Source organism: Micromonospora sp. NBRC 101691, assembly GCF_030269285.1.
In the GTDB taxonomy this organism is placed as follows: domain Bacteria; phylum Actinomycetota; class Actinomycetes; order Mycobacteriales; family Micromonosporaceae; genus Micromonospora; species Micromonospora echinospora.
The window spans coordinates 119054-136027 of record NZ_BSTB01000021.1 but is presented as its reverse complement, the minus strand read 5'-3'; the positions used below and the strand labels follow the sequence as shown (position 1 = coordinate 136027).

Annotated in this window: 14 protein-coding genes; 5 read left to right on the top strand and 9 right to left on the bottom strand. The window is 72.7% G+C overall.

Annotated features, from left to right (window positions below; all coding sequences use genetic code 11):
* Nucleotides 1-48: 48 nt before the first annotated feature.
* Entirely contained in the window at nt 49-1440 is a 1392-nt protein-coding gene (locus tag QSK20_RS26590; RefSeq protein WP_285791347.1) for a glycoside hydrolase family 43 protein, read from the bottom strand.
* A gap of 455 nt (nt 1441-1895) precedes the next feature.
* Here QSK20_RS26590 and QSK20_RS26585 point away from each other — a divergent pair, with 455 nt between their 5' ends.
* Complete coding sequence (locus QSK20_RS26585) at nt 1896-2885, top strand: BtrH N-terminal domain-containing protein (RefSeq protein WP_285791346.1); 990 nt, start codon at nt 1896-1898, stop codon at nt 2883-2885.
* 62 nt (nt 2886-2947) lie between these two features.
* On the opposite strand, the gene QSK20_RS26580 is transcribed toward QSK20_RS26585, so the two are convergent.
* Entirely contained in the window at nt 2948-3358 is a 411-nt protein-coding gene (locus tag QSK20_RS26580; RefSeq protein ID WP_285791345.1) for a VOC family protein, read from the bottom strand.
* A gap of 253 nt (nt 3359-3611) precedes the next feature.
* On the opposite strand from QSK20_RS26580, the gene QSK20_RS26575 reads away from it, so the two are divergent.
* Nucleotides 3612-4454: a PhzF family phenazine biosynthesis protein gene (locus QSK20_RS26575; RefSeq protein WP_285791344.1), complete on the top strand. Its 843-nt coding sequence runs from the start codon at nt 3612-3614 to the stop codon at nt 4452-4454.
* Between the two features lie 78 nt (nt 4455-4532).
* Here QSK20_RS26575 and QSK20_RS26570 read toward each other — a convergent pair whose 3' ends face one another.
* Together QSK20_RS26570 and QSK20_RS26565 are read right to left on the bottom strand one after the other, a co-directional pair.
* Nucleotides 4533-5210: a response regulator gene (locus tag QSK20_RS26570; RefSeq protein WP_285791343.1), complete on the bottom strand. Its 678-nt coding sequence runs from the start codon at nt 5208-5210 to the stop codon at nt 4533-4535.
* Nucleotides 5207-7210: an ATP-binding protein gene (locus QSK20_RS26565; protein WP_285791342.1), complete on the bottom strand. Its 2004-nt coding sequence runs from the start codon at nt 7208-7210 to the stop codon at nt 5207-5209. The genes QSK20_RS26570 and QSK20_RS26565 overlap by 4 nt, the downstream gene beginning before the upstream one ends.
* 206 nt (nt 7211-7416) lie before the next feature.
* On the opposite strand from QSK20_RS26565, the gene QSK20_RS26560 reads away from it, so the two are divergent.
* Nucleotides 7417-9510, top strand: a complete 2094-nt coding sequence (locus tag QSK20_RS26560; protein WP_285791341.1) for an AfsR/SARP family transcriptional regulator — start codon at nt 7417-7419, stop codon at nt 9508-9510.
* On the top strand, nt 9422-9946 hold the full coding sequence (locus QSK20_RS26555; RefSeq protein WP_285791340.1) for a hypothetical protein: 525 nt from the start codon (nt 9422-9424) through the stop codon (nt 9944-9946). Before QSK20_RS26560 ends, QSK20_RS26555 begins: the two co-directional genes overlap by 89 nt.
* A gap of 141 nt (nt 9947-10087) precedes the next feature.
* Here QSK20_RS26555 and QSK20_RS26550 read toward each other — a convergent pair whose 3' ends face one another.
* The 5 genes from QSK20_RS26550 to QSK20_RS26530 all read right to left on the bottom strand — a co-directional run bounded on the left by QSK20_RS26550 (nt 10088) and on the right by QSK20_RS26530 (nt 15714).
* Entirely contained in the window at nt 10088-11710 is a 1623-nt protein-coding gene (locus tag QSK20_RS26550; protein WP_285791339.1) for an amidohydrolase, read from the bottom strand.
* A gap of 79 nt (nt 11711-11789) precedes the next feature.
* On the bottom strand, nt 11790-13268 hold the full coding sequence (locus QSK20_RS26545; RefSeq protein ID WP_285791338.1) for an aldehyde dehydrogenase family protein: 1479 nt from the start codon (nt 13266-13268) through the stop codon (nt 11790-11792).
* Nucleotides 13265-13666, bottom strand: coding sequence for a cupin domain-containing protein (locus QSK20_RS26540; protein WP_285791337.1), 402 nt, complete (start codon nt 13664-13666; stop codon nt 13265-13267). Before QSK20_RS26540 ends, QSK20_RS26545 begins: the two co-directional genes overlap by 4 nt.
* A 27-nt stretch (nt 13667-13693) precedes the next feature.
* On the bottom strand, nt 13694-15295 hold the full coding sequence (locus QSK20_RS26535; RefSeq protein WP_285791336.1) for a phytoene desaturase family protein: 1602 nt from the start codon (nt 15293-15295) through the stop codon (nt 13694-13696).
* Between the two features lie 32 nt (nt 15296-15327).
* Entirely contained in the window at nt 15328-15714 is a 387-nt protein-coding gene (locus QSK20_RS26530; RefSeq protein ID WP_285791335.1) for a nuclear transport factor 2 family protein, read from the bottom strand.
* Between the two features lie 134 nt (nt 15715-15848).
* Between QSK20_RS26530 and cds1 the strand changes: the two genes are divergently transcribed.
* Nucleotides 15849-16967: an L-cysteine desulfhydrase Cds1 gene (gene cds1 / locus QSK20_RS26525; RefSeq protein WP_285791334.1), complete on the top strand. Its 1119-nt coding sequence runs from the start codon at nt 15849-15851 to the stop codon at nt 16965-16967.
* The last annotated feature ends 7 nt before the right edge of the window (nt 16968-16974 follow it).

Sequence of the window (16974 nt, the reverse complement as noted above, 5' to 3'; positions counted from 1 at the left end):
CCCGGCCCGGCCCGGAGAACCGTCGGCCCAGGTGGGCCGACGGAAGCGTTAGGAGATGACCCGGAAGGTCGCGTCCTGCCGGTCGGTGAGGCCGGAGGACGTGCTCAGCGGATCGATGCGCAGCAGATAGCCGGAGTGACGCAGGTAGCGGTCGGGGAAGTTGTGCGAGCGGAACGACGTCCAGGACGCGTCGGCCAGCCCGGCCGTACGGTGGAAGGTGGCGTCGGCGCGGAAGGCGGCACTGCCGTCGTCGGGGTCGAGCCGGACCGCGTAGCCGCTGTGCCGCAGGAAGCTGCCGGACCGGTTCACCGCCTCGAAGGAGACGCCGGCGGAGTCGGCGAGGCCGGGCACCATCCGCCACATCTGGTCCTGGTACGGCTCCAGCGGGTACGGGTCGAGCCGGCCCACGTTGTTCTGGTGTCGGACGACGTGGTCGGGGAAGTTGGACGACTTCAACCGCACCCAGTTCGGCGTGCCCCACCTGCTGATCAGGGCGCTGTACTCGGCCTCGGTGACGCCGACGACCGAGCCGTGCTTCGAGTTCAGTGGTGGGGTGTAGTCGCGCTGGTTCAGCACCGACCAGGAGTTGCTCCCGATGTTGCCGCTCGACCACAGGTAGAAGTCGTTGTTGACCGGGCTGAACGAGTCGCCCCAGAGCCACCAGCCGGCGCCGTCGTTGCGCCTGACCAGGTGCACCCCCTCGATGGCGTTGCCCTGCCGCAGTCCGCTCGTGTAGGTGGTGAAGCTGTTCGGCGCGCCGGTGTTCGACCGGGCGCCGTACAGGTAACCGTCGGCGAGGTTCTTGTAGTACAGGTACGTGACTCCGTTGTGGACCTGGATGTCCGGGTCGAGCACCGGGAAACCGGGGCTGAAGTAGGTCTGCGGGCCGCTCACCGTGCGGAAGTCGGTCGTGTAGTTCACCAGGAACAGGTCCGCGGTGGTGTTGGCCGAGTAGACGACGGCGTACTGACCGCGTGCCGCGTCCCAGAACACGGTGGGCGCCCAGGTGTGGACGTTGCTGTAGGTGTGCATCCGGATGCGCCGGTAACCGGTGAAGCTGGTCAGGTTGGTCGAGTCGTACACGTGCAGGTACTGGCTGGTGCGCGCGAAGTCGGTGCCGCGCAGGTCGGTGGCGACCACCACGAAGGTGCCGTCCTGTTTGCGGAGGAGGAAGGGGTCCCGCAGACCGAGCTCACCGGCGGTCGGGGTGGCCACCGGACGGTTCTGGTTGAGCGGGGTCCAGTTCAGGCCGTCCCGGCTGACGGCGAGGTGCAGGCCGTAGTCGGCTCCGGACTGGTTCGGTGACTCGGTGAAGTAGGTCTTGACGTACGCGGTGTAGGTGGCGGCCGAGGCGCTCCGGGGGGTGAGCGTCAGGCCGGTCGCGGTGGCCGCGCCGGTGGCGACCATGCCCAGGGTGAAGGCTCGTCGGGTCAGGGTCATGGGGGTGCCCTTTCTCGGTGGCGACGGTGCGACGACGAGGGTGCGGGGGCGCTGCGGAACGGGACGCACGGGGCCGGGATCGGGACCAGACGTGGCTCGGCGGGACGGACGTCGTCGCGGTGGCGGTCGCCGGGTGGTGGCCGGCGACCGGAACAAAGTCCGACTACATTCATCAATGTTATCGCTAACATAGCGGTTCGTTAACGCGTCTGCAAGGAATCGCCGCGCACGCCGGGCGGATGCGGGTGGGCCGCCGACACGGGTCCGGGCCGTAACCGTCGGACCGTTCGGCGATGATGTCGTCCGTGGTCGGTGCGACAGGGGCCGGACCGGAGATCGACCCTCTTCCGGGGGATGGTCGAGCCCGGCGTGCCCACGGCCGCGCTCCGTACGGAGATCGCCTGGCCGGTCCGACCCGCGTCCGGCCCGTCCCGACCCGCAGACCAGGAGAACAGATGATCATTGAGAACGTGGCGTTCCCCGACGGCCGGCACTGCGAGACCACCACGCTCGGCGCCCTGCTGCGCCACGCGGGCGTCGACCTGTCCGAGCCCATGCTGTTCGGTCTCGGCGAAGGTCTGGGCTTCGTCTACTGGGACGCCAGGAACATGGACTTCCCGTTCCTCGGTGGCCGCACCAAGCCCACCACGATCACCCGGACCGTGGCCGACCGGCTGGGCCTGACGCTGCACGTCCAGGAGACCGCCTCGCCCCGTAGGGCCTGGCAGAACGTCGCCGCCGCCCTCGCCGCCGGACGTCCGGTCGGCCTGCAACTGGACTGCTACCACCTGGAGTACTTCACCACCAAGGTCCACTTCGGGGGCCACTTCGTGGCGCTGTACGGCTACGACGAGACCCACGCCTACCTGGTCGACACCGCCCAGCAGGGCGGCACCGTGACGACCACACTGACGAGCCTGGAACGGGCGCGCAGCGAACGCGGACCGATGACCGCCCGCAACCTCTCCTACACGGTCGCCAGCCCCACCGACCGACCCGACCTCGGCGACGCCATCCGGACGGCCGTCCGCAACAACGCGCACGCCTTCCTGAACCCGCCCATCGCCAACCTCGGTCACCGCGGCATCGACAAGGCGGCCCGACAGGTGACGCGGTGGCTCGACCGCGCGAACGACCCGTCCCGCGACCTGCCGCAGGCAGCGGCGCTGATGGAACGCGGCGGGACCGGCGGCGCCCTGTTCCGCGCCATGTACCGCGACTTCCTCGCCGAATGCGCCACGATCGTCGACGACGACCACGTCCGCCTCGGTCACCAGATGTACGCCGAGATCGCCCCGTTGTGGACCGAGGTCTCCCGGCACATCACGGCCGCCGGGGAAACCGGTGAGCCGGAGCACCTGACCCGCGCCTCGGCGGTCCTCACCGACCTCGCGGACCGCGAACGCCAGGCCATGCGGGTCCTGACCGGCGTCCGCGTCGACTGACCGGATCGTCGGTCAGCGGGGCCGACCGACGTCGACGTGACCACGGCCCCACCGGGAGCGGGTCACCGGGGCTGGGTCACGTTGACCATCCACGGGATGCCGAACCGGTCGACGCAGGCGCCGTACATGTCGCCCCACATCTGCTTCTCGAACGGCATCGTGACGGTGCCGCCGTCGGACAGCTTCTCCCATGCCTCCTCCAGGCCGTCCCCGGGGTCGCCGCTGAGGCTGCACGTGATGGTGTCGCCCGGGTTGTAGGCCATGCCGGGCGCGGTGTCGGAGGCCATCAGGACGTAGCCCCGATCGGTGGTGAGCATCGCGTGCATCACCTTGTCGGCGAGGGCGGGGTCGGGCGGACCGTACTCACCGAACGTGCTGACCTGAAGCTGGCCGCCGAACACCGACTGGTAGAACTCCATGGCCTCGCGGGCGTTGCCGTCGAAGGTGAGGTACGGGTTGAGACGAGACGTCATCACAGGGCTCCCTTGGCTGGGTGACCGGGTCACCTCAGACGCTAGGCCCACCCACCGACAATCCGGGCCTTCCCGGGGACCAACACCCCGACAAGGGGAACGACCCCGCCTCCACCGGCTCCTGAGGGCCAGTCCAGTTGGTGGTGACTGGCCCTGTCCCGCCGGGTGGGCATCGGTTGGGATGGACATGCCTCCGCCTGCGGGCGGGGTGCCCGAGACCAATGTCCGCTGCCCACGAAAGGTCCTGACGACTATGCCGCGCTCACGCACGTTCGCGCAGGTCGACGTGTTCTCCACGACCCCGTATCTCGGCAATCCGGTCGCCGTCGTCCTCGACGGGACCGACCTGACCGACGAGGAGATGCGGCGCCTCGCGCGCTGGACGAACCTGTCCGAGACCACGTTCGTGCTGCCGCCCACCGACCCGGAGGCGGACTACCGGCTGCGGATCTTCACCCCCGGCGGCGAACTGCCGTTCGCCGGGCACCCCACCCTCGGGTCCGCGCGCGCGTGGTTGGACCACGGCGGCGCACCGCGCCGGGCCGACCGGGTCGTCCAGGAATGCGGCGCCGGCCTGATCGACGTGCGTCTCGGCGACGGCGTCCTGTCCTTCGCCGCTCCGCCGCTCGTCCGCGACGGCGCGCTCGACGACGAGTTCGTCGACGAGATCGTCGCCGCGTTCGGCATCCCGCGTGACCGTGTCCTCGCCCATCAGTGGGTCGACAACGGGCCCGGCTGGTGCGTGGTCCAGTTGCCCACGGCGGAGGAGGTGCTCGCTCTCGAACCGGACCTGTCCCGCATCCCGACCGCGATGGTCGGCGCGATCGGGGCCTACCCCGCCGGGTCCGAGCACGCCTTCGAGATGCGCACCTTCGCCCCCGGGGCCGGGGTGGCCGAGGACCCGGTGTGCGGCAGCATGAACGCCTCGGTCGGCCAGTGGCTCACCGCCACCGGCGGCGCGGCCCCCACCTACCGCGTCTCGCAGGGCAGACGGATGGGCCGGGCCGGGACCATCGAGATCACCCTCGACCCGGACGGCACCCTCTGGGTCGGCGGCGCCGCCACCAGCCACATCAGCGGCACCATCACGCTCTGACCTCGGCGTCGACGACGTCCCGCCGGCCCGCGCGGCACCCGACCGTCGAGCGGAACGGCGTGGGCCGACCGGGGCGTGTCAGCCGCGACCGAGTCCCCGCTCGCGTGCGCGCACGATGGCCTGCCCACGGTCGCTCACGCCGAGCTTGACCAGCACGTTCGAGACGTGGTTGCGTACCGTCTTCGGGCTGAGCGCCAGCCGCTGGGCGATCGCGCGGTTGTCCAGCCCGCGCGCCACGTGGTCGAGGACCTCCCGCTCCCGGTCGGTGAGCTGCGAGAAGGGCGGCACCGTGCCGGTTCCCCGGGTGAGGAAGCCGACCGTGCGCGCCCGAATCTCCGGCCCGAGCAGCATCTCGCCGTCCGCGACGGCCCGTACCGCCCGCTCCACCTGCGGCGGCGACGCGCCCTTGAGGAGATAGCCGGACGCGCCGGCCCGCAACGCGCCGAAGACCGAGTCGTCGTCGTCGAACATCGTGATCACGAGGACGGCGACGCCCGGGTGCCGGGCCCGGATCATCCGCGTCGCCTCCACCCCGGAACGGTCGCCGAGGTGCAGGTCCATCAGCACGACGTCGGGAGTGCGGGCCTCGACGAGCGTGAGCGCGGACGGCACGTCGACCGCCTCACCGACACAGACGATCCCGTCCAGCGTCCTCAGCAGCGCCGTCATCCCGAGCCGGAACACCGGATGGTCGTCCACCACCGCGACCCGGACGACGTTGTCCTCCGAGACGCCGTCCGCCGTCGGCGCGTTCATCGGGTGCCCTCCGACAGGGGTAGACGCAGGCACACGACGGTGCCGGGGCGGGCCTGACCGGCGCGGGCCGGTCCGATCGTCAGCTCGGCGCCGATCGCCTCCGCGCGTTCGCGCATCGCCCGCGTGCCGACGCCCGTACCGGCCGCGCCACCGATGCCGACTCCGTGGTCGGCCACGCTGACCGTCAGGCCGTCCGGCTCGGTCGAGACGTCGACCGCGCACCGTTCGACGCCGGCGTGCCGGTGCACGTTGCGGACGGCCTCCGCCACGATGCCGTACACGGCGGTCGCCTCCTCCTCCGGTAGGCGCAGGGGCGGGGCGTGGACCCGGACGGCCAGCCCGGCGGCGGCGTACCGTTCGCGGAGCCGGTCCAGTGCCGGGCCGAGGGCCCCGTCGTCGAGCAGCGGCGGCAGGAGGTCCCGCGCGATCTCCCGTACTCCGGCCGCCTGACGGTCCACCTCCGCCACCAGTTGGTCGAGCAGTTCGTCGGCCGCCGCCACCTCGGACAGGTGGCGGTGGGGGCGGAGCATGTTCCGTCCCGCCGCCAGCGCCAGGGAGACGCCGCTGAGAGCCGGGCCGAGGCCGTCGTGCAGATCCCGGCGCAGCTTGCGGCGTTCCTCGTCGCGGGCGCGGGCCAGACCCTGGCGGGACCGCTCCAGATCGTGCTGGGCGGCGGCCAGCTCGGCGAGCGCGGTCACCACCGGAGCGAGGTCGGTCAACGCGGCGGCGGCCCGGCCGTCGAGCCGTTCGCCAGGTCGGGGCCAGGCGTGCAGCGTGCCCACCCGGCGGTCGCCGTTGACCAGGGCGACCGACGTCGGTGACACGCAGTCGGGCCCGCCGGCGAGGACGATCCGGGTCCCGGCCAGCCGGAGGGAGGCGGCGATCCCGTCGGCGACCGCGTCAAGCATCTGCCGGCCGCCGTCCGTGGCCCGCAGCCGGTCGGCGACCTGACGCATCAGCGGCTGCCCGGTGTCCCCGTGCACCAGCCGGTCGACGCGCCGCTGCACCCAGTGCCGCAGCGGCTGGAACGCCGCCGCCAACGATGCCGTCACGACCACCTCGGGCACCGCCGACGACGCCGGCAGCAGGGCCCGCAGCGCCAGGACACCCCCGACGTACGTCGCGATCACCAGCGCGGTCATCAGCGCCCACACCAGGGTCCGGCGCACCACCAGCTCCAGCCCCCACAGGCGCTGGCGCAGCACGACGACGAGCACCGACGCCGGGAAGAAGGCCTGGGCGCCGAGCATCAGCAGCGGCGCGGAGGGGGTCGGCACCCGCACCGGCAGCAGCGGATTGAGCGCCAGCGGCACGAACGCCCCGGCGAGCAGCAGGGTGCCGACCGCGAGCCAGCCCAGGCCGTGTCGACGGGCCGGGGGCGCGGCCCGTCGGCGCCACAGCACGCCGACGGCGGCGACCAGCGCGAGCAGCACCAGCACCGGCTCCAGCCAGGGATCGACCGTCGCCCGGACCCGGGCCGCCGGCCCGGTCAGCGACAGTGCCCACGGAACCCCCGGTACAGTTACCGCGCACACCTGCGCCACGACGATGAACGCGACGCCGACCCCGACCGCGGCCCGCGCCGCTCGGCCGAGCGGCCGCACCGGAAGCAGCCACGGCAGCACCACGGCCAGCGCGTAGAAGCCGGGCACCCAGGCCCAGTACGCGATGCCGGCCAGCGGCAGCGGCACGTCAAGATCCGGCCAGCGGAAACGTACCATGTCGACGGCCGCGGCGGCCGCCGAGACCGCACCGCCCACCCCGGCCGCCGCCATGATCCATGCCGCCAGGTGGGCCCGTCGGGACAGCGTCAGCCACGCCACCACCCCGTAGATCGCGCCGACCACGAGGTCGACCAGCGAGTACAGCATCCACGGATGCCACGGCGGCGCGGCCGCCCACCACGCGGCCACGGAGCCGACGCTGAGCACCCCCGTGATGGCCAGCACCGCCCGCGCCGCGAGCGGGCGGGCGTCGTCGGTCGGCGGTCGTGCGTGCACTCGGTCTCCTCACCGGTCAGAGCGGGCGCCCCAGCCTGCCGACCGGAACGGCCCGAGCACCAGAGCCGGGGATCCCGACCGTCCGGGACGCCGGACACTCGACCGTTCGGCCGAGGCGACGCCGTCCCGGACGACCGGGACGGCGGACCCTGGTCTCCGGGTGCCGGCGCGGCGACGCTGACCCGGCACCGAGAGGGAGGGACACGATGGAGGGGGTACGGCTGTTCGTGCTGGGTCCGCTCGACGCGAGGCGGGACGGCGACCCGGTCCCGCTGGGCGGGCGGCGACAGCGCACCCTGCTCGCGGCGCTGCTGGCCGCCCGGGGCCGGATGATGCCGGTGGACCGGATCGAGGCTCTCGTCTGGGGGGAGAGCCGGCCGCCGGCGAGCCGCGCCACCCTGCACGGGTACGTGGCCCGGCTGCGCGCCGTGCTGGAGCCCGGCCGCCCGGCCCGCGCCAAGGGCCGGATGCTGGTCCGTGACGGTCCCGGGTACGCCCTGCGGATTCCGCCGGAGAGCCTGGACGCGGACCGTTTCGCCGCCCTCGTGGCGCGCGGCGGCGCGCTTGTGGACCGGTGTCCGGAGGAGGCCGAGGCGGCCCTGGGTGAAGGCCTGGCGCTCTGGCGCGGCCCGGCCTACGCCGACGTCGGAGAGGCCGCGTTCGCGATCCCGGAGCGGGCCCGACTGGACACGTTGCACGCCACCGCGACGGAGCTGCGGATGACGGCGCTGCTGGCGCTCGGCCGCCACCGGACGGCGATCGGGGAGCTGGAGGCGTTCGTCGTCGAGGAACCGCTACGGGAGCGCGGATGGGAGCTGCTGGCGACGGCCCTGTACCGGGCGGGGCGGCAGGCGGACGCGTTGGCGGTGCTCCGGCGGGCCCGCGCGCACCTGGCCGACGAGCAGGGCATCGAACCGGGCCCGGAGCTGCGCCGCGTGGAGTCGGCGATCCTGCGCCAGGACGAGACCGTCCTCGCCGGACGACCGGTCCGGACGGGCAACGTCCCGGCGCCCATCTCGTCGTTCGTCGGGCGGACGGCCGAGCTGGCCGCGACCGCCGCCGCTCTCGACGCCGGGCGCCTGGTCACGCTGACCGGTCCGCCCGGGGTGGGCAAGAGCCGACTGGCGCAGGAGGTGGCCCGGCGTCGCCGTGACCCGGACGGACCCTGGTTCGTCGACCTGTCCGGGCTTCGCGACGCGGGGCGCCTCCCCACGGTCGTGGCGGAGGCGGTGGGGGTGCCGGTCGCGGCGACCCGCAGGCTCGCCGACGGCATCGGCGACCGGGCCGTGCTCGTCGTCGTCGACCACGCCGACCACCTGCTCACCGACGTCGTGCCGGTGGTGACCGCGTTGCTGGCCCGCTGCCCGGCGCTGCGGGTGCTGGTCACCAGTCGCCGGTCGCTGGGCGTGCCGGGGGAGCGGGTGGTCGCCGTACCTCCGCTGTCCGACGTGGACGCGGTACGGCTGTTGGCCGACCGGGTGCGGGCGGTGGGGGGTACGGTGCCGGAACCGGTGCTCGCGGCGCGGATCTGCCGGCGACTCGACGCCCTTCCGCTCGCGGTCGAGCGTGCCGCCGCACGCGCCGCGGCCCTCGCCCCGGCCGACGTCCTGGCGACGCTCGACGACGGGCTGCTCGACGACGTGATCGGTGCCAGCCACCGCCGGTTGACCGACGGGGAACGCCGCCTGCTGCACCGGCTGCGCTTCTTCCCCGGCCCGTTCACGCTCACCGACGTGCGGCGGGTGGCCGGGGCGCCGGACGTGACGTCGGCGCTGGTCGGCCTGGTCCGCGCGTCGCTGGTGCTCGTCGACGCCGGCGCGGTGCCGGGCCGGTACCGCCTGCTGCCTGCCGTGCGGTCCTACGCGGGGCGACTCCCCGTCGCTTGCCAGTCATCTTGCAGTGGGGGACCGCACGCTGGGCCGCATGAGACGACTCCGCACCGCCCTGGCCGTGGCGGCCATGGCCACCGTCACCCTCGTGCTCGCCGCGCCGCATGGCGCGTCGGCCGATCCTGGGTGCCAGCTGGGCGACCCGAGGCCCATCTGCAACGACCCGTTCCCGGAGGACCCGACCCCGCCGAGCGACGTGCCGCCGACCGGGAAGATCGAGTACTACTCCCGCCACGGCGGCGTAATCTGGATCACCGGTTGGGCACGCGACGCCAACGGGGGCCCCGTCTCGGTCCGGGCGTACTCCAACGCCCTGCCACAGGTGAGGGTCCTCGCCAACCTGCCGCACACCGCACAGGGCGGGAACTACGGGTTCGGCATCTCGTTCCCGGCACCGACCACGGTCGGTAGCCACCAGATCAGGGTGGTGCTGGAGAACGTGCCGGACGGCTCCGCGCCGGTGGCGGAGCCGGCGACCTTCCACCCCGAGTGGTACACGCTCGATCCGGCCACGCCGACCGACCTCGTCCTCACGCCGTGGAAGGTGGGCGACGAGCACCGGATCACCGTCGAGTTCACTGACCCGTCCCACTCCGAGGAGGGTTTCCGCCTCAGCTACGACTGGACGGGCCGGAAGTGGAAGTGGGACTGCGAGCGCGGCGTCGGCTACTGGGAGTCCGGGACGTTCAAGGAGGTCGTCGACCTTCCCGCGCAGCCGGGCACCGACCGCTACCGCCACACGGTCACCAACCTCGATCACACCACGTTCTACAAGTTCTACGTCATGACGAAGGAGAACGCCCGCTTCTCCGACAAGCTGGTGGGTGGCGTCAACTCCGGCGAGTGACCCACCACGCCCGGACGGTGGCGTGACCAGCGTGTCCCCGCCGGGGTGGGGGACGGGGGGGAGCGCCCGCACCCGGACGGCCGTGGCGGGTGCGGGCGCCCCGGGGTCATCCGTCCGGGGCGGCATGACGAGGCACCACGGTCAGCTCCGCGCGAAGACCAGCGCGCCGCCGATCCAGGTCTGCGCGACGGTCAGGGCGGCCAGATCCGCCGGCGCGGTCTCCAACGGGTCCCCGGAGAGGACGACGAAGTCGGCGAACTTGCCCACCTCGAGCGAGCCGATCCGGTCCTCCCAGCCGATCGAGAACGCCGCCCACTCGGTGTACATCCGCAGCGCCTCCTCGACCGTGACCGCCTCCTGGGCGGCCAGCACGTCACCGTCGTTGGTGCGCCGGGTGACCGCGGCCCGCATCGCCGGGAACGGGTGGTGCTGGTCCTCGGTGATGCCGATCGCGTCGGAGTTGCCCGGGACCGGCAGGCCGTGGTCGATCAGCGTACGGAACGGCATCACGGTTCCGATCCGCTCGGTGCCCAGGTGCGCGACGTATCCGGCCGCGGTGGTCATGAGGAAGGCCGGCTGCGGAACGGGGACCACCCCGGAGGCCGCCAGCCGCTTGATCCGTTCGTCGGTCATGAACATGTTGCCCGCGTGCTCGATCCGGTGCCGGGCGACGCCGTGCCGCTCGGTCGGCAGTGCCAACACGCCGTCGAGAGCCTGGTCCAGGGCACGGTCGCCGATCGCGTGCATGGCGATCTGGAGTCCGGCGGCGTCGGCGGTGGCGACCAGGGCGGCGACCTCCCCGTCGGTGAACGCGAGCTCGCCGCGGTAGCCGGGCTGGCCGGGGTAGTCCTCGTGGAGGGCGGCCGCCCCGGCGGTGAGCCCGCCGTCGAGGAAGACCTTGAACCCCGCCATCCCGAGATGGTCCGGGTCGAGGGCGTCGATACGCTCCCGGGTCCGGCCGGTCCGCACGTCCTCGGCCGACACCACCGCCTCCAGCTTCGGGTACACCGCGGCGCGCAGCACCAGGTCGCCGTCGGCGGCGACCGAGGCGATCGCGTCCAGGCCGGCGCGGTGCAGCGGGATGTCGCCGAGGGTGGTGACCCCGACGGCGAGGTACCGGTCCTGCACCCGCTTGATCGCCGCCGCGAGTTCCTCGACCGGCGGCTGCGGGCCGCCGAGCGGCTCGAACATGTCGTAGGTGCGGCCGGTGGCGACGCCGGTCGCCGGGTCACGTTCGATCCGGCCGCCGGGCGCGTCCGGGGTGTCGTCGTCGACGCCCAGCAGCTCCAGGCCGAGCGAGTTGAAGACGTTGAGGTGGTAGCTCGCCCGGTACATGACCGGGTGGGTGGTGCTGACCCGGTCCAGGTCGTGCCGGTCGGGGTAACGCCCCTCGGCGAGCTTGAGATTCTGGTAGTGCTCGCCCTGGCCGAGGATCCACTCGCCGGCGGGCGTCGCGCCGGCGCGCTCCGCGAGCACCGAGACGATCCCCTCGACACTCGACACCCGGGACGAGCGGCAGTCGACGGCGAGCTCCCAGGAGTAGGCGAGCAGCTCCAGGTGGGAGTGGCAGTCGACCAGCCCGGGGATCACCGTCGCGCCGGCCAGGTCGACGACCCGTGCCTCGCCGGCCGCCGCGAGGATCTCCTCCGTCGTGCCGATCGCCACGATCCGGCCGTCCTCGGCGCGGAACGCCTCCGCGACGGTGCCGGTCCGGTCCATCGTGCGGACCCGACCACCGACGAAGCACACTGTCTCTGTTGGCACTGCTCTACCTCTTTCTGGGCATGGGTGTGAGGCCGCCGTCGTAGGGGATGGAGGCGACGGTGGCGGGTCAGGAGGTGGGTCAGCGGACGGCGGGCATCTGGACGGTCTTGGTCTCCAGGTACTCCTCGACGCCGAGCCGCCCCCGCTCCCGTCCGAGACCACTGCTGCGCATGCCGCCGAACGGCAGGGCCGGCTCGCTGACCAGGGGAGCGTTGACACCGACCGAGCCCGCCCTGAGCCTGCGGGCGACAGCCGTCGCGGCGGCCTGGTCGCCGCCGAACACGTACGCCGCGAGGCCGTACTCGGTCGCGTTGGCCAACCGGACGGCTTCGTCGACGTCGGCGCAGCGGATGACGCTGAGCACCGGGCCGAAGAACTCCTCGCCGAGTACGGCGGGTTGGCTCTTCCCCTCGGCGGTCAGCAGCGTCGGCGCGAGGAACGCGCTCGCCTCGTTCTCGGCGGTCCTGGTGCCGCCCGCGACGACGGTGGCACCGCCCGCCACGGCCTCGGCCACCTGTGCCTCGATCCGACCCACGGCCGCGTGGTCGATGAGCGGGCCCATCGTGGTCGCCGGGTCGCGTGGGTCGCCGAGGACGATCCGGTCGACCGCCGCGGTGAGTTCGGCGACCAGGTCGCCGGCCGTCGACTCGACGACGTAGACCCGGTTGGCGGCCATGCACGCCTGCCCGGAGTTGAGGAACCGGGCCCGGACCAGGTCACGCGCGGTCCGGGCGACGTCGGCGTCGGGTAGCACCACCGCGGCCGCGTTGCCGCCCAGTTCGAGCAGGACCCGCTTGATCGACGACGCGGCCTTGCGCATCACGAGTTCGCCCACCCGGCGCGACCCGGTGAGGCTGACGCACGCGACCTCGGGGGCGTCCAGCAGCGCGTCGCTGACCCGCTGCGGATCGCCGGCCACGACGACGTTCAGGACACCGGAGGGGAGACCCGCGTCCTCGAAGCAGCGGGCGATGGCCAGTGCGGTGAGCGGCGTCTGCGGGGCCGGTTTCAGCACGACCGTGCAGCCGGCCGCGAGCGCCGCGCCGACCTTGCAGGCCACCATGAACGCCGGGAAGTTCCACGGCGTGATCGCCAGGACCACCCCGATCGGCTCGTGCAGCACCAGGGCGTCGCGGCCGGGCGCGACGTCGGACCAGGCCTCGCCGGGGAGACGCAGCGTCTCGTGGCTGAACCACTCGAAGAAGCGGACCGTGTTGCGGGCCTCGCCGACCGCCTCGGCCAGGGGCTTGCCGGTCTCCGCGCTGATCAGCTCGCCGATGGCCTCGACCCGTTCGCCGAGCAGGTCGGTCGCCCGGCGGAGGACCTCGAAACGCTGCCAGCCGGTCGCCGACGACCACGCGTCGAGGGCGGCTGACGCCGCCGCGACCGCCGCGCTGGCCTGGTCGGCGTCGGCGTCGGCGACCGCGCAGATCGTGGCTCCGGTCGCCGGGTCGTGGACGTCGAACGTGTCCGGGGAGGTCACCCAGGCGCCGTCGATCCACGAGCCCGGACGGTCGCCCACGAGCCGGGCGACCAGATCGGCCGGGCGGCTGCTCATCGCGCGTCCCCGGCGCCGCAGCAGGCGGCGTACTCGGCCTCGCCGACCTCGCCGGTCCACTCGACGTCGCCGAAGTGGAGCACCAACTGGACCAGCTGGGCGGACGCGGTCGCGCCGTGCCAGTGCTCGACCCCGGGCTCGGTCCAGACGACGTCGCCCGGACGCATCACCACCACCTCGCCGCCGCGTTCCTGGATCCAGCCCTCACCGGAGACGGTGTAGAGCATCTGGCCGCCCGGGTGCCGGTGCCAGTGCGTGCGCGACCCGGGCGCGAAGAACATGTTGAGGGCGCGCGTCCCGCCCTCGGCCAGGACGATGTCCGACCAGACCTGTCCGGTGGTGGTCGCCGACCGCATGGCCGACACCCGGTCTGCGGGAATGCCTCGTCCGATGATCATCGTGTTCCTCCGGTTGGTGCGGTCGGGTCAGTCGGTGCTACGGCGGAGGTCGGCCAGCACGCGGTCGCTCGCGTTGTAGCCGGTGACGCCGCTCATGAAGTTGCCCGGCCAGTTGCCGACGCCGGTCAGGTAGAGCCCCTCGACCGGGGTCCGGTAGTCGGCGCAGCCGGGGATCGGGCGGGAGTCGAAGATGTGCCCCGGCACGATGTCGCCGTGGGCGCCGTTCCCCTCGACGAGGGCGAACTCGCGTTCGAGGTCCAGCGGCGAGTAGACGTGGACGCCGGCCAGGATCCCGGAGAGGTTCGGGATGTGCTGCTCCAACGTGCCGACCACGGCCTTGCCCAGGTCGTCGCGCTGCTCGTCCCAGGTGCCCTCGGCCAGGTGGTACGGGACCCCCCGGACGCTGATGCTCATGAAGTGGCATCCCGGTGGGGTCAGCGACGGGTCGTGCGCCGAGTCGATCATCGCGGTGACGGTGGGTCGCCTGCTCCAGCGCCCGAGCACCGCCTCGTTGTAGGCGTTCTGGAGCACGTCGATGCTGGCCGCGATCCGGAAGTTGGTGCCGAGGAAGAGCCGGTTCTCCTCCTCGTCCCGCGCGGCGGCGAACCGTGGGGTGCCGTCGAGCGCGAGGTGGACCTTGGCGGAGGTGCCCTTCATGCTGACCGCCCGGGCGAGGTCGTACAGCTCCGGACCGATGTCCTCGGGTCCGACCAGCTCGGTCAGGGTCAGCTTCGGGTTCGCGTTGGAGACGACCCGGGGAGCGCGGAACTCGCGGCCGTCGCGCAGGGCGACACCGACGACCCGCTGGTCCTCGCAGAGGATGCGCTCGACCTCCGCGTTGGTGAGGATCGTGGCCCCGTGGGCGCGGGCGGAGGCCGCCATCGCGCCGGTGATGGCGCCGATGCCGCCCAGCGGCGCGGCGTTGCGCATCATCAGCTCGTTGTCGTCGTGGCTGCCGACGCTGCGCAGCGACTCCTCCCAGAGCGGTCGCTGGAGCAGCAGGTAGCCGCTACCCGGGGTGCGCGGGCCGACGAAGTTGGTGGCGACCGCGGTGCCGGCGAAGAACGCCTGCAACTGCGGCGACGAGAGCCGCTCCTCCAGGATGTCCGCGACCGGACCGAACATGATCGACTCGAAGTCACGGCGCTGGCGTGGGGTGGTGAAGCGCGCGGCCACCTCGGCGAACGACGGCGGCGGGTCGTAGAAGGAGACCTTCATCTGCCGGGCCACCGAGGCGTACAGCCCGATGACCGAGGCGTAGCCGTCGAGGTCGGCGTCCCCGTGCGCGAACTGCTCCATGACCGCCCGGCGCTTGGCCCGGTCCGGCCAGGCCGGCAGGGCCCGGCCGTCCTCGAAGAGGGTCAGCGATCCGAGCGGGGGGTGGGCGAAGCGGAGCCCGTGCTTCTCCAGTTCGAGTTCGCGCGCGATGCGCGGATCGAGGCTGTGGCTCGCGTTGGCCACGCTGCTCCCGCGGTAACCGGGGAAGATCTCCTCGGTGACGCAGGTGCCACCCACGATGTCGCGGCGTTCCAGGGCAAGCACCCTCAACCCCGCCCGGGCCAGGTAACCGGTGGCCACCAGGCCGCTGTGCCCGGTCCCGACGACGATCACGTCGTACGCCTGCTCCATCCGCTTCCTCTCGTTCCGTCGCCGTCGCGGATTCAGCCCAGCGGGCTGATACGCCGGGCCGCGACGCGCCAGCCCGCGTCGGTGCGGGTCACGGTGTCGCGGTAGACCGCGGCGGTCACCTGCCCGCCGGCCCGCAGGGCGAGCGCCTTGCTGAGGCACTCGGCGGTGTCGGCGTCGACGCCGTCCACCACCACGTTCGTGATGTGGTGACTGACCGCGGGCGTGGCGATCGCCTTGAAGGCCGCGACCACCTCGTCGAGCCCGCTGGCCGTGAGGCGGCCCGGGTTGTCGAAGGAGACGTCGGGCGCGAAAACCTCGGAGAGCCGGTCGTACTCGTGGCTGTCGAGGATGTACGCGACCCGGTTGAGGACGTCCTCGATCGCTCGGGCATCGGCCGGGTCGACGGGCTGGTTGGTCACGGCACTCCTTCAGCTATTCCGTACAGTGGAAGTCTGACTTCCGTACCATAGGATGCCCCCGAATCCCAACCCGGTCAAGCGCCACCGGGGCATCCGCGAGAGCGCTCGGAAGCAGACCCCGAAGGAGACCTCGAATGACGATGTGCGAGCCGGCCCGCGTCGACCGGACCTGGGTCGACGAGGCGATCCGACGCGTCGAGGCCGACGCCAACCGCAGCTCCGACACCCACCTGCTGACCTTCGACCTGCCCGGTCGGCACGGCGTCGACCTCTACCTCAAGGACGAGTCCTCGCACCCGACCGGGAGCCTGAAGCACCGGCTCGCCCGCTCGCTGTTCCTGTACGCGCTCTGCAACGGCTGGATCGGGCCGACCACGACGGTGGTCGAGGCCTCCAGCGGCTCGACCGCGGTCTCCGAGGCCTACTTCGCCCGGCTGCTGGACCTGCCGTTCATCGCCGTCGTCCCGGCCGCGACCAGTCCGGCCAAGATCGAGCTCATCGAGTGGCACGGCGGGCGCTGCCAGGTGGTGGACCATCCGGGCCAGGTGTACGACGAGGCACGGCGGCTCGCCGCCGAACTGGGCGGGCACTACCTCGACCAGTTCACGTACGCCGAGCGGGCCACCGACTGGCGCGGCAACAACAACATCGCCGAGTCGATCTTCGAGCAGATGTCCGGCGAGGCGCACCCGGTGCCGGCCTGGATCGTGGCCAGCGCCGGGACCGGCGGCACGGCGGCGACCATCGGGCGCTACCTGCGCTACCGGCGGCACCCCACCCGGCTGCTGGTGTCGGACCCGGAGAACTCGGTCTTCCTCGACGCCTGGCGCCTCGGCGATCGCGAACTGCGCTCGCCCCGGGGCTCCCGGATCGAGGGGATCGGCCGACCACGGGTCGAGCCCTCCTTCGTCCCCGAGGTGATCGACGAGATGTGCCGCGTGCCGGACGCGGCGTCGGTGGCGACGATGCTCTGGGCCTCGCGCCGCCTGGGCCGTCGGGTCGGGCCCTCGACCGGGACGAGCATGTGGGCGACCCTCCGGCTCGTGGCCGGCCTGGAGCGTGCCGGCGAGCGGGGCAGCGTGGTCAGCCTGATCTGCGACGGCGGCGAACGCTACGCCTCGACGTACTACGACGCGTCCTGGCGCGCGGACCAGGGCATCGACGTGACGCCGTACGCCGCCGTGCTCGACGAGTACGAGCGCTCGGGGTCGCTCGCCGGCGTCTTCACCGAAAAGCCTGGCCGCGGCTCTTGACAGCCCG

Coding starts and splice junctions, on each gene's coding strand:
- QSK20_RS26590 (WP_285791347.1), bottom strand. CDS start 1,440: ATGACCCTGACCCGACGAGCCTTCACCCTGGGCATGGTCGCCACCGGC.
- QSK20_RS26585 (WP_285791346.1), top strand. CDS start 1,896: ATGATCATTGAGAACGTGGCGTTCCCCGACGGCCGGCACTGCGAGACC.
- QSK20_RS26580 (WP_285791345.1), bottom strand. CDS start 3,358: ATGACGTCTCGTCTCAACCCGTACCTCACCTTCGACGGCAACGCCCGC.
- QSK20_RS26575 (WP_285791344.1), top strand. CDS start 3,612: ATGCCGCGCTCACGCACGTTCGCGCAGGTCGACGTGTTCTCCACGACC.
- QSK20_RS26570 (WP_285791343.1), bottom strand. CDS start 5,210: ATGAACGCGCCGACGGCGGACGGCGTCTCGGAGGACAACGTCGTCCGG.
- QSK20_RS26560 (WP_285791341.1), top strand. CDS start 7,417: ATGGAGGGGGTACGGCTGTTCGTGCTGGGTCCGCTCGACGCGAGGCGG.
- QSK20_RS26545 (WP_285791338.1), bottom strand. CDS start 13,268: ATGAGCAGCCGCCCGGCCGATCTGGTCGCCCGGCTCGTGGGCGACCGT.
- QSK20_RS26540 (WP_285791337.1), bottom strand. CDS start 13,666: ATGATCATCGGACGAGGCATTCCCGCAGACCGGGTGTCGGCCATGCGG.
- QSK20_RS26535 (WP_285791336.1), bottom strand. CDS start 15,295: ATGGAGCAGGCGTACGACGTGATCGTCGTCGGGACCGGGCACAGCGGC.
- cds1 (WP_285791334.1), top strand. CDS start 15,849: ATGACGATGTGCGAGCCGGCCCGCGTCGACCGGACCTGGGTCGACGAG.